Source organism: Hymenobacter sp. YC55, from assembly GCF_029433095.1.
GTDB lineage: Bacteria > Bacteroidota > Bacteroidia > Cytophagales > Hymenobacteraceae > Hymenobacter.
The window spans coordinates 2,667,362-2,679,509 of the sequence record NZ_JARNTX010000001.1; the positions used below are offsets into that span (position 1 = coordinate 2,667,362).

Annotated in this window: 9 protein-coding genes; 6 read left to right on the forward strand and 3 right to left on the reverse strand. The window is 56.2% G+C overall.

Annotated elements, in window-relative coordinates; translation table 11 throughout:
* Positions 1-21: 21 nt before the first annotated feature.
* Positions 22-789, reverse strand: coding sequence for a TSUP family transporter (locus P1X16_RS11275; RefSeq protein ID WP_277228838.1), 768 nt, complete (start codon positions 787-789; stop codon positions 22-24).
* Between the two features lie 53 nt (positions 790-842).
* Here P1X16_RS11275 and P1X16_RS11280 point away from each other — a divergent pair, with 53 nt between their 5' ends.
* Complete coding sequence (locus P1X16_RS11280; RefSeq protein ID WP_277228840.1) at positions 843-1,070, forward strand: hypothetical protein; 228 nt, start codon at positions 843-845, stop codon at positions 1,068-1,070.
* A gap of 92 nt (positions 1,071-1,162) precedes the next feature.
* Here P1X16_RS11280 and P1X16_RS11285 read toward each other — a convergent pair whose 3' ends face one another.
* The gene (locus P1X16_RS11285) at positions 1,163-2,422 is read right to left on the reverse strand and encodes a radical SAM protein (protein WP_277228842.1); all 1,260 of its coding nucleotides are present in this window, start codon (positions 2,420-2,422) and stop codon (positions 1,163-1,165) included.
* Between the two features lie 10 nt (positions 2,423-2,432).
* Entirely contained in the window at positions 2,433-4,127 is a 1,695-nt protein-coding gene (locus P1X16_RS11290) for a hypothetical protein (protein WP_277228844.1), read from the reverse strand.
* A 560-nt stretch (positions 4,128-4,687) separates the two neighbouring features.
* Here P1X16_RS11290 and P1X16_RS11295 point away from each other — a divergent pair.
* The 5 genes from P1X16_RS11295 to P1X16_RS11315 all read left to right on the forward strand — a co-directional run bounded on the left by P1X16_RS11295 (position 4,688) and on the right by P1X16_RS11315 (position 12,127).
* Positions 4,688-5,734 carry an LLM class flavin-dependent oxidoreductase gene (locus P1X16_RS11295; protein WP_277228846.1) on the forward strand — a complete coding sequence of 349 codons (1,047 nt, stop codon included), beginning with the start codon at positions 4,688-4,690 and terminating at the stop codon, positions 5,732-5,734.
* A gap of 223 nt (positions 5,735-5,957) precedes the next feature.
* Positions 5,958-8,558, forward strand: a complete 2,601-nt coding sequence (locus P1X16_RS11300) for a TonB-dependent receptor (protein WP_277228848.1) — start codon at positions 5,958-5,960, stop codon at positions 8,556-8,558.
* Between the two features lie 152 nt (positions 8,559-8,710).
* The gene (locus tag P1X16_RS11305; protein ID WP_277228850.1) at positions 8,711-9,988 is read left to right on the forward strand and encodes a PepSY-associated TM helix domain-containing protein; all 1,278 of its coding nucleotides are present in this window, start codon (positions 8,711-8,713) and stop codon (positions 9,986-9,988) included.
* A 332-nt stretch (positions 9,989-10,320) separates the two neighbouring features.
* The gene (locus tag P1X16_RS11310; RefSeq protein WP_277228852.1) at positions 10,321-11,355 is read left to right on the forward strand and encodes a bile acid:sodium symporter family protein; all 1,035 of its coding nucleotides are present in this window, start codon (positions 10,321-10,323) and stop codon (positions 11,353-11,355) included.
* 319 nt (positions 11,356-11,674) lie between these two features.
* A complete protein-coding gene (locus tag P1X16_RS11315) occupies positions 11,675-12,127 on the forward strand; it encodes an ankyrin repeat domain-containing protein (RefSeq protein ID WP_277228854.1) in 453 nt (150 codons plus the stop codon).
* Positions 12,128-12,148: the final 21 nt, after the last annotated feature.

The window sequence follows — 12,148 nt, forward strand, 5'->3', positions numbered from 1 at the left end:
CAAACGCACCGGGTCTTCTTCTTAGTGAAACGTCTCCCAGCCTAGTTTGAGAATGATGCCGCTGACGACCACCAGAAACAGTATCCGGACGAACCCCGTGCCCTGCTTCAGAGCCACTTGCGCACCCAAACTAGAGCCTAACATGTTGCATACGGCCATCGGCAAGGCCACCATCCAAAGCACTTGCCCGGTATAAGCAAAGTACGCCAGCCCAGCAATGTTGGTAGCTACGTTCACGAGCTTGGCCGAGGCCGAGGCCGTTAGAAAATCGTAGCCGAATAGCCCGACGAACGTGAAGAGCAGAAAGCTGCCCGTGCCGGGACCGAAAAAGCCGTCGTAGAAGCCAATAACTGCGCCCATGATGATGGCCACCCACACTTCGCGGCGGGGCGAGAGGCGCGGGGCGTGCAGGGCACCGAGGTCTTTGCGCCAAAACGTGTAGAGAGCAATTACCACCAGCAGGCCCAGCACCATGGGCCGCAGCAACTCCCGCGGAAACATGCTTACCACCCGCGCCCCCAAAAACGCAAAACTGCCCGCCACCACCGCCGCCGTACCCACGGCGCGCCACTGAATGGGCACTTGGCCAGCATAGCGTCGCAGGGCCGCCGCTGTTCCCATCAACGACGATACTTTGCCGGTGCCGAAAATAGTAGGCTCCGGTACGCCTTTGAGCAGCAGCAGCATCGCCGGCAGTTGTATCAGCCCGCCCCCGCCGACCATCGAATCAATAAACCCCGCCATAAAGGCGAACAAACACAGCAGCGCGAGAGTCAGAGTGGTAATCACGGCCGCGAAAGTAGCATATTGCCTTGCCAGTTACCAGTTAATAGCCCTTATGAATGGCAACCGACAACTCGCAACTGCTAACTCAACCTACGCCCCGCTGCTTACTGCGCACAGGCAGGCTCAGCCCACCCTCTGCTTCTCATGACGGAAAACCTCAGCCAGCGGCAGAAGATGCTCACGTTTGCGAGCATCTTCTGCCGCTGGCCATGTTTCTGGGCTCCCTCGACCAACCCATCGTCAGCAATGATTTGCCGCGCATTATGCCGATTTGCACGGTTTAGACCGGTTTACGTGGGTGGCTACCGCTTACCTGGTGCTCATCCACGGCAAGCTAGCCGACATGTATTCAAGCCGCCTGTGGCGGCCGAATGAACTACCAGGTCGACTGCTTGAACTGTTGGCAGCTGCCCACCAGGCCCTTATCCAGCACCGCATCGAGTGAGGAGCCAAGGGCGCTGCCTTGTTTCTTTTGGCAAAACGGGCAGGCATGTAAGTCGCCGTCGGTATCCACGTAGAGGAAACGGTCGGCGGCCCCATGGCAACCGATGCGCCGCTGGTGGTAGCCGTAGTAGTGCACAATGGGGAAGTCCTGGTAGGCAGGCATGTAGTTGACTTGCTCGTAAAAGCTATCGAGCAGTTGCAGTTGGCTTTCGCTTAGCGCCACGTCCTGGGCGGCGTAGTGGCCTATAGCGCGCGGCTCCAGAATTTGAACAAACGTTACTCCTAGGCGTTTGGCCAGTTCGGCGTAAGCCAGCAGGTTTTCCTTGGTCGTGAACTCGCGGGTAGCACACAGCCCCAAGTTCACCACCAGCCCCACCTCACGGGCATATACTGCCGCTTGCAGCGCGTTTTCGTAGGCCTTATCGAAGCCTCGGAAGGCGTTGTGCTGGCGCGGCTCGTGGTGGTCGAGGCTGATGGAAACGCCCGTCAGACCGGCTTGTTTGAGCTTGAGGGCATTTTCGAGGGTGAAGTTGAAGCCCGAAGTAATCACCCAAAAGTCGGTGGTGGGTTGGGCAGTTTGCAATATTTCCAGCAGGTCGTGCACGCGCAGCATCGGCTCGCCGCCACTAAAGAAAATTTGCGACACGTGGCGGGCCTGGAACTTGGCCACCATGGTCTTTAAGTCGTCGAGCGTCAGCTTTTCCTTCTGGTTGAGCGCGTCCCATTCAAAACAGTGCGCACAAGCCAATGGGCACTTCTTCGTGATAGCCAAAAAGACCATGTTTAACGTGTTCTTGTCGGCCCGAAACGGCACCAGCCGGTTCACGGTGGAAGCCACGTAGGCATCATAGGCGCGGGAAGGGCGGCCCGGCGTCATAAATTCCCGGTAGTAGCGGCCATCGACGCGCGCCAGCTTCCGCGGTACCCACTTGCCATAGTAGGCATCCCGAAGCAGTTGCAGCTGCTCGGCGCCGCGCTTAAAGCGGGCGGGCGTACGCAGCAAACGCAGCAGGGTGCCAGCTTCGGCTACCTGACGCATGCCGTTGAGAGTTTCACGCTTCCAACCGGCGGACAGCATAGTAGCGGGCACTACCGGAAGTGGCACTACTTCCAGGCTGGTGGCCGCTGCATCAGCTGGGGCATCGAGGTAAGTAAGCTCAGCTAGAGGTACGAAAGATTCTAAGGCAGGCATAGGAATGCTACTAGTTGGTGGCTAGATTGATTTCGCGGGCAGTTTGCTGGTATTGCTCTTTGGAATACTCGATAAAGCGGCCGGGCTTGCGGAAGCCGTAGAGCGCCGACAGGTCGGGCACTCCCTCGTAGGCCCGAATGGGCTCGTAATAGCCCTTGGTGTGCAGAAAGACGCTGCGCTGTGGGTTTGCCGAGTGGATGAGCTGCCGCGGCTGATAGGTGAGCGTTACTTCGGAGCCCGGCCGCAATTGCTGCAGATACTGGTCGTCATCGGCCGCCAGGTTGGCCTGTTGGTCGTGCTTTCGCTCGTCTAGCGCAATGGTCGGGCGGCACTTTTCCAGCGTTACGGGTTGGTTGGGGCTGCCATCGAGGGCAGCGTAATCCAGTTCCCAAAACATAAAGCCGGTTTCCAGCTTCACGCGTACTAGCTGCCCGGCTGGCACATCGGGTAAGGTGAGCGGCACCACCAAGTCGCGGGAAGCCAGTGGTCCGACCGGCGGAATATAATCTACTAGCTGCCAACCCCGGCCAGCTTCCACGTACACCCGTAGCGGAATTCCTTGGTCCAACGACCATTGGGTGAGTTCGGGGCCGGGCACCTGCTTTTGGCTTTCGGCCCACTGATTGTAATAGGAGCCGAATTTCTGCGTGAATTTGCCGTAGAGATAATCCAACCACAGCGAATTTTGCGCGTGTAGAATCAGCTTGCCGGTGCGCCCTCCAGCGGGCTTCGCAAAGCTGAGGACCAGTTGATTGGGTGTTGCCCCGGGGGTATTCTCGTTGAATAGAAACGCGTTGTGGTCGGTGGCTTGCAGCTGCTGGGCATAGTCGGCGCCACCAACCGATACCGCCCGTACAGGCGTCTGCGGATCACTTACGGTTTGGATGCCGCCGCGCTTGTCGAGCAAGACTTTGGTATTGGCAGGGTGCTGTACAACCCACAGTTCGGCCAGGTTGGTGTACTGCCGCTCTTTCAGCTCGTTGGTTATCTTGAGGTGATACTCGTTCTGCCGGGCTTGAATGGTGGGCAACGGCAGGTAGTCGTTGCGCTCCGCTGGGGCGAAAATGGCGCCGCCGTATGCCTCGCCCACAAACTGGTATTGCTCTCCATTGTGGACGTATACAAATGGGCAGGAGCTTTTGGTGAGGACAATGACAATTGCCAGAATCAGCATGGCGCCTGCAACAGTGCCTATGGTCCCAAGTACATAGGAAGCCGTGGTTTTGCCTGAGTTCTTCTCTATTAAGTCGATCCGCTTTATATCAGCAAGTGCGATACTAATCGGACCATTTTCGAAAGCTTGAACCGTGCTTATATGCACATGCACCAGATTCAGTACTCCTTGTGCGAACCTGCTCGGATAACGCGGAGACTCTCCTTTGGGCGGAACGGCCAAGTATGGAATCATCACATCGGGTACGTACCGGCGGGTGCCTTCCAGTGTTTCGCCATTGAGGCGCGGATTTAGTAGTTCCCAAGTAAGACCACCCGGCTCGTGAATCAGGAATATCTTCGATTCAGCCAGCTTCGTTATGGCGGGCGCCGATACTTCGCTTTGCCGTGCACGGTAGTAGTTGCAGCCCGTGGTCAAATGCAGAAAAGCCACCAGCATGAGCCACGCAACCGCCCGGGCAATTCTTTGCTTGCGCGCCAGTTGGAAAACGCTTCCGCGCCAGATAGGTGATTTGGGTAAGAAAGCGGGCATATAGGTAGCAGAATGGATGAGTGGGCGTGGGTTCTGATGTAGCAGGAGGGCCTTTGGTTTGCGGAATTTCCTGCGGCGGCTTGGCTACCGTTGTAGGCTGCTAGACCTGGCTTTCGCAGAGAAGTATCCGGTTATTCCTGTCTTGAAGCGTGGTGCTGTTGCCCAATTCAAATCAGGCACCTCGAATATTAATTCGAACCTATGTTTTACCCACCCAACTCCCAATCCAATCTTGCAGCACACCTGACTTTATAGCATCCCATAATTGAGTATATAACCTTATCTATCAGCAGATTATGCAAGCATTCAAAAGACTTTACCTATTACCTTGTTGAATTGAGGGGTGCCAGTTTTAACGGCACAGTTTGCCACACAACTCCATTCTTGGAGTTGCCAATAAGAGGTTAAGCCCCTAACACACCTTTTTGTACTCTTATATAGAGGTCAGCGGGTCGGTGCAGGAATAGTTCAGTGGCAAACTAGTCGTCTATTGTTGCTGTTGTAGCAGCTACCACACGCCGTTTCAATATGGCTGTTCACTTGCTTAACTCATTGGCATCATGTCAACTTCCAATAAAGTGCACTTGAGTGTCCTCGACCAGTCGCCGGTGCGGCAGGGTGGCTCGTCCCGGCAGGCGCTGCAAGAAACCATAGAACTAGCTCGCTTGGCCGACCGGCTAGGCTACACTCGTTTTTGGGTATCGGAGCACCACAATACCGGGACCCTGGCAGGCTCGGCGCCGGAAGTGCTACTAGCTCGGCTCGGGGCTGAAACCAAGCGCATTCGGCTTGGCTCGGGTGGGGTGATGCTACCTCACTACTCGGCTTTGAAAGTGGCTGAAAGCTTTCGTTTGCTGGAAGCACTCTATCCTGGCCGCATCGACCTTGGCATCGGTCGCGCCCCCGGCACCGACCGGATTACGGCCCACGCCCTCAACCCTCACAACGCCTTCCGTGACGAAGACTTTGCCGAACAACTCATGGACCTGCGTGCTTTCCTGCACGACGAAGTAGTGCCCGACACTATTCACGCCAAAGTGAAGGCCGCTCCTTTCATTGACACCGTACCGGAAATGTGGTTGCTAAGCTCGAGTGGGCAAAGTGGCTTGTTTGCAGCGCACGTAGGGGCGGCGTTTTCGTTTGCGCACTTCATCAACCCCAATGGCGGCCCCGACATGGTGCGGCTGTATAAAGAGCGGTTTCGCCCGTCGCCCGAGTTGGCTGCTCCGTTAGCCAACGTGGCCATCTTTGTACTCTGCGCCGAAACCGAGGCGAAAGCCCGGGAACTAGCCGATGCGCTGGCCCTGCAGATGCTAAAGCTGGAAACCGGCGACCGTACTCCCATCGGCTCCGCCGACACTGTCCGGAACTACCCGCTCACGCCCGAGCTACGCGCCCGCCTCGACTACCATCACCAGCGCATGGTGTCCGGCAACCCCGAGCAAGTACGCGAGCAACTTGAAACGCTGGCCGCCGCATACGGCGTCGATGAAGTAACCGCCGTCACTATCACCTACGATTTCCAGGACCGGCTCCGCTCCTACGAGTTGCTAGCCGAGGTATTCGAGTTGAATCCGGTATCGCAGTTGCTGGCACAAACTCATTAAGCATATAGTCAAGGCAACAAGCACGTTTTGTTGACCTCATCACTAGCTTATCTGTGCTAGAAGACGGGTATGCGGACCAGGAATGTATTTTCCTGGTCCGCTTTTTTGTACCCTTTCCTTATTAACTGCTAAAAATATTTATTGACCTATTTTGAATTCATCTAAATAGGGACGTGCTTTGCATTGTTTTTAATCTGTCTAAACAAGCTAAAGGCTCTGTTCGATGTCCCGACCTGCTCTACTCTTACTCCTTTCGTTGCCGCTTAGCGGCCTTGCGCATGATCTTCCTTTGTCAGTTGCCACCAATCCAACCGTTGCTTCGGCCCTTGTGGGCGCCGATGATCCGGTTCGGCGCGGTTGGTTGACCGGCAAGGTGACCGATGCCGAAGGCAAGCCAGTGGAAGGCGTAACGGTAGCGCTAAAAGGCACTTCGTTTGGCACGAGCACAACCGCCGATGGCAGCTTCCGCTTGTCGGCACAGTCAGGCTCTTACCAGCTGGTAGTAAGCAGCATCGGCTACCTTACACAGGAAGTGCCGGTTACTGTAACTGGCGGCGAAAGCACACCCGTACCAGCCTTTACGCTGGCCGTTAGCAACCAGAACCTGTCGGAAGTAACCGTAACAGGCGCTAAGTCTTTGAACCAGCGGACTGTCACGGTGGGCAAGCTGCCCGTAGCTACCCTCGACTTGCCGCAAAGCGCCGTAACCGTGGAGCGTGAGGTGCTGGAGCAGCAGCAGGTGCTGCGCCTTTCCGATGCTCTTGTGAATGTGAGCGGCTTGTACGTGACCAGCACTACCGGCGGCACGCAGGAAGAACTTGGCAGCCGCGGCTTCGCATATGGCAGCAACAACACCTTCAAAAACGGCGTCCGCTACAATAATGGCGTGATGCCCGAAGCTTCTTCGTTGGAGCGCATGGAAGTGCTGAAAGGAAGCGCAGCCATCCTATATGGCAACGTAGCAGCTGGCGGTGTTCTCAACTTGGTTACCAAAAAGCCACAGTTCGAGCAAGGCGGCTCAGTTGGGTTGCGCGTGGGCAGCTTCGGCTTCTGGAAGCCCATTGTGGACGTGTATGGCGCAGTTGGCAAAAGTGAGAAAGTAGCATTTCGCCTCAACGGCACTTACGAAAACGCCAACAGCTTCCGCGACGAAGTGAAATCCAACCGGGTGTATGTAAATCCGTCGTTGCTTTTCGAGCTGACGCCCAAAACTACTTTGATCCTGGAGGCCGATTACTTGCGTGACAACCGCACCCCGGACTTTGGCGTGGGCGCAGTTGATTATAACGTGCTAGAATCGCGCAGCCGCTTCCTCAACGTGCCCGGCGCCAACAATGCCACCAACCAAACCAGTGCTACGGCCACGCTCACTAGCCGCCTCAACGACGCCTGGCAGATTCGGGCAGTAGGCGGCTTCCAGCGCTACGACAACGAGCAGCGCACCGGCAACCGCCCAACGGGCATCAACAATGGCACCCGCCCGGCCCGGGGAACGGTCAATACGCCCAACTACGTGCCGGCCGCGCCCAAACCGTCTCTCTACGGCAACTGGCAGCGCACGCTGGGCCGTAGCGAAACCGCTGAAAACTACTACCTCGCGCAACTCGACCTGACCGGCAAGGTTCGCACTGGCTTCTTGGAGCACACCGTATTGATTGGGGCTGACGCCGACCAGTACAACACGCAGGCGCTGACTTTCACTGCGCAGCCGTATGACTCCATCAACGTGCTGGACCGCAGCCGGACGCTGGGCAAACCAAACAACAGCATCAGCAGCTTCGACGCACTGAACCGCAACACCCGCACCTTTACCAACACGCGGCGGGCCGGCTTCTACGTGCAAGATTTGATGAGCATTACTGAAAAAGTGAAGCTGTTGGCTGGCGTGCGCTGGAGCTACCAGGAAACCCCAAGCGACGTGTACACCTACGCCGCCCCCACGGCCGCCGACCAGTCGGTGAAAGTAACGCAGACCCGCCGCTTCGACGATGCCTTCTCGCCACGCCTGGGTTTGGTATACCAGCCCATCAAGACAACCGCGTTGTTTGCCTCGTACTCCAACTCCTTCCAGCCTAACACCGGCCAGGAAGTGAGCGGAGCGGCCCTGGCCCCTTCCACCTTCGACCAATACGAAGTAGGTATTAAGAACGACCTGTTCCACGGGCTGTTGTCGGCCAACGTGACGGCTTATCGGATTGTGAATAGCAACTTGGCGCAAACGTACCTTGGTCAGATTGCCGGACCCGATGGTGTGCTCAGAGACAATGTGAACACCAACATCAAAGAGCTGGCTGGGGAAGTGACTAGCAAAGGCGTGGAAGTGGACGTGCAAAGCAAGCCCATGATGGGCTGGACATTCATCACGGGCTATAGCTACAATCACACGGCTTATACCAAGAGCAACATCTACGAAAACAACAGCCGCCTGCGCTACAACCCCGCTCACACGGCCAACCTCAGCCTCTACTACAACTTTGGCAGCAGCTTTGGCGACAACAGCTTCCTACGCGGCCTCACGGCGGGCATCACCTCTTACTATGTAGGCGACAAGCTGGCCGGCCGCAACACCCGGACGTATGATCCTGCTACTGGCAAGCCTTGGACTGACGGCCGCGGCAATACCACAAGTGACGCGTTCCGCCTAATCAGCATCCCCGACTACGTTCTCTTCGATGCCTCGCTCGGCTACACCTACGACCGTTTTTCGGTGCGGGTGAAACTTGCCAACATCCTCGATGAGTTGAGCTATAACATGCACGACGACAACAGCGTGAACCCCATTGCCCCTCGCAACTTCTCGGCCACGGCCAGCTATCGGTTCTAACAATTGCGAGTTGCTAGCCTCCCTAGCAACTCACGATTGACAACCACAATAAAAGGTGAGTGAAGAAACCCGGAAACTACCAGCTGCAACTGGTTACTTTCCGGGTTTCTGCGGAAATTCACGGTCCAAACAGTTTCCTTATCTTATTGAGTATGAAAATTTTCTTTCGCAACATTCACCTCTACCTCAGCCTGGTCTCGGGCCTTATCATTGCCGTGGTGTGCTTCACGGGTGGGGTGTTGGTCTTCGAGAAGGAATTAGAGCAGGCGTGGCACCCAGAGCGCTACTTCGTGACGCCCGCCACCACGCCGCGCCAGCCCCTGGCCCAACTCACGGAGGCGGTCCGGGCCTACAAGCCCGACGCTAAAATCACGGGCGTGAAAGTGTACGCCGACCCAGCTCGTACCGTGGAAGTTAGCTTGGCCGGAGCACCCGGTGGGCCAGGTGGCGAGCGGAAAGGCGAAGGAGGCCGGGAAGGCCGTGCCGAGAAGCATCGCGAAGGTGGCCGTTCGGAAGGTGGTGCCCAGGCCGGAGCGCCGGCAGCTGGCGGCAAAGTCCCGGAAGCCAAGGGTGGTAAAGGCGGCGGCGAAGGCGGCCGTGGCCCAACCGTATTCGTGAACCCCTACACAGCTGCCGTTACGGGCGAGCTGAACTACCGCGAAACGTTCTTCTTCACGATGATGGCCCTGCACCGCGGCATGGTAGGCGGCGCTATTGGCAAGCTGGTGGTGGGCGTAAGCACGCTGATGTTCTTGTTCATTATCGGGACGGGTATCGTGTTGTGGTGGCCGGCTACGCGCAATGCGGTGCGGCAGCGCCTGCAAGTGAAATGGAGCGGCGGCTGGAAGCGCCTCAACCACGACCTGCACATTGTGCTCGGGTTCTACTCGGCTTTGTTTCTGTTTGTGTTTGCCTTCACGGGCTTGGCGTGGTCGTTTGAGTGGTTCAACAAAGGCATCTATGCCGTAACCAACTCGCCTATGCAGCGCCCCGAGCCCCCGACTTCTGCCACGCCAGCCGTAGCGGATGCCGCAGCTCTTACGCCCGATGCCGCCTTGGTCTTGGCCCGCCAGCAAGCGCCGACCGCCGAATATTACTCGCTGCAAATGCCCAAAGACCCTACGGGCAGCATTCGGGTAGCCACGCTCCGGCCAGGTGCCAGCTACGAAAATGCTACCGACGAAGTGTATCTCGACCAGTATTCGGGCACTGTTATCAGCAAGCAGACCTACGAGCAGCGCAGCTTGGGCCAGCGGGTACGGGGCATGTTTAAACCGGTGCACACTGGCTCTATCTACGGATGGCCTTCCAAGATCATCAGCCTAGTGGTGTGTTTGCTGGGTGTCACCTTTCCTATTACAGGCACTATCATGTGGCTGAATCGGTTGCGCAAAGCCAAAAAGAAACAACGCAAAATGGTAGCAGCCTAAATGAATGGTATCAGCCAAGTAGCGCCTAAGTGAACGAGATTTTCACTGCGGCTAGCTACCTATCATTCGTGCGTGCTCCGGCTACACTAGGAAACTTCGAGCATTCTCAATCGTAAAGAGTTAGAGCGTCAGGCGGAGTTGCCTGACGCTTTTGTTTTGTCTGGCCGGTTGTAGCAGCAACCTGCAATTGGCGAAATGCCGTCTGTTATAAAGATAACGGCACCTTCAACAACCAAAGCCACATCATCACACTACTAGTACGGGGAAGCGCGGCATTGCGGTCTTGGGCCATACCGCCGCTTTACTACCCCTGCTACCACTAAGTCTCTCGTATGTCGTCGCCTACTACTTCCAAGCCGGTTACCTCCGAAAACCCTTTGGTGGCTCTGCTCCGCCGAGCGGGGCTGCTCGACTGGTTTTTGCTTGGGCTGGTAGGCGCTGTAGCGCTGGCGTATCTGGTGCCGGGCGTAGGCAGCAAGGCAAGCCCGATACCCTGGAAGCTGCTGACTACTACGGGCGTGGCCTTGATTTTCTTTTTCTACGGGCTCCGGCTGAATCTGGAGAAGCTAAAGGCTGGGCTGCGTAACTGGCAGCTGCACACCGTGGTGCAGCTTACCACGTTTGTAGTTTTTCCGCTGCTGGCGCTAGTGGTCCGACCTTTTTTTGGCACCGAGAAGGCCGATTTACTTTGGCAGAGCATCTTCTTTCTTTGCACGCTGCCTAGCACGGTGTCTACGTCGGTGGTGATGGTGGGCATTGCGGGCGGCAATCTGCCAGCGGCCATTTTCAATGCCAGCATCAGCAGCTTAATCGGTATCATTCTCACCCCCGTCTGGACCAGCCTTATTCTGCACACCGGCACCGGAGGTGGCCACCTCTGGGGCCTGGCCCTCGACCTGACGTGGCAAGTGGTGCTGCCCGTGGTGGCGGGGGTGCTACTCAACCGCCGCTTCGGCAGCTTCGCCGAACAGCACAAGCAAACCCTGCGCACCTTCGACCAGATAGTTATTCTGCTGATCGTTTTTACGTCGTTCTGCGAGTCGTTTGCCGAAGGGGTTTTCCGCAGCTATATCCCCACCGATGTGCTGTTGCTAGGCTTGGGTATGGTGGCGCTGTACTTCCTGATTTTCGGGTTGGTATGGGGTCTAAGTTCGGTGCTAGGTTTCTCGCGCGAGGACCGGATTGTGGCGCTGTTTTGCGGGTCGAAGAAGTCGCTGGTGCATGGTAGTGTCATGGCTAGCTTGCTGTTTCCGGCCACGGCCGCTACGGGCGCGCTCCTATTGCCCCTGATGCTGTATCACGCGCTCCAAATCATTCTGGCCAGCGTAATGGCACAACGCATGGGCCAGAATGCGGCTACACAGTAGCACTATAATTTAGCATTATTCAAGAGTAGCCTGGCATTCGTAATGTGCAGCTTAAGGCTAGCTGGCCTTCTCCTTGCAGAAATTACACTTTTCCTCCGATAGCCTACTAGCTACCAGTTGGTTATAATTTGCCGTTTCTGTATTACTGTGGAGCTTATAATTTGCATTTCGAGGGTTTAACAGCCGAAGTCAAGGCTCACACCAGTGGTACTTATCTATTCAAGAATTGCCAGCATAATAGCAACCACATAATAGTGTTTTTTCAAGTTGGTTTGCTATATTTGAAGCTAGTAATTAATTCAAGAGTCAGTTTCCCGGCATGAAAAAACTTCTTCTCGTTATTGTTTTATTTTCAGGTTTAGCTACCGTTACTCTAGCCCAAACGCCAACTCAAAAGGTGTATGCCGCTGTTGTGAAAAATAAGCCTGCCGACGTAGAGGCCTTACTGAAAGCTGGTGCCGACCCCAATGCTCCCGTTGAAATGATGCCGGGTTTTCCCACTAGCTTTCTTATCCTGGCTGCCGGGCGCAGCCAGACCGAAATCGTGAAAATCCTGCTTCAACACAAAGCTTTAGTCAACAAGCCCGACAGCTTCAATGCCACTGCCTTAATGGCTGCCGCTGGCGAGGGCAACATGGAGTTGGTAACCCTCCTGCTGGCCGCTGGCGCCGACCCCAAGCTGAAAGACAACGATGGCAAAGACGCCTTGGCTAGTGCCAAGGAAAGCGGCAACGCCGAAGTATTGAAGCTCTTGCAAGCCAAAAGCAAGTAGGTTTCAGGCACTCTATCACAC

Bases quoted from the DNA above. Each gene is read 5' to 3' on its own strand.
- P1X16_RS11280 (WP_277228840.1), top strand. From the start codon at position 843: ATGGCAACCGACAACTCGCAACTGCTAACTCAACCTACGCCCCGCTGC.
- P1X16_RS11285 (WP_277228842.1), bottom strand. From the start codon at position 2,422: ATGCCTGCCTTAGAATCTTTCGTACCTCTAGCTGAGCTTACTTACCTC.
- P1X16_RS11290 (WP_277228844.1), bottom strand. From the start codon at position 4,127: ATGCCCGCTTTCTTACCCAAATCACCTATCTGGCGCGGAAGCGTTTTC.
- P1X16_RS11295 (WP_277228846.1), top strand. From the start codon at position 4,688: ATGTCAACTTCCAATAAAGTGCACTTGAGTGTCCTCGACCAGTCGCCG.
- P1X16_RS11300 (WP_277228848.1), top strand. From the start codon at position 5,958: ATGTCCCGACCTGCTCTACTCTTACTCCTTTCGTTGCCGCTTAGCGGC.
- P1X16_RS11305 (WP_277228850.1), top strand. From the start codon at position 8,711: ATGAAAATTTTCTTTCGCAACATTCACCTCTACCTCAGCCTGGTCTCG.
- P1X16_RS11310 (WP_277228852.1), top strand. From the start codon at position 10,321: ATGTCGTCGCCTACTACTTCCAAGCCGGTTACCTCCGAAAACCCTTTG.
- P1X16_RS11315 (WP_277228854.1), top strand. From the start codon at position 11,675: ATGAAAAAACTTCTTCTCGTTATTGTTTTATTTTCAGGTTTAGCTACC.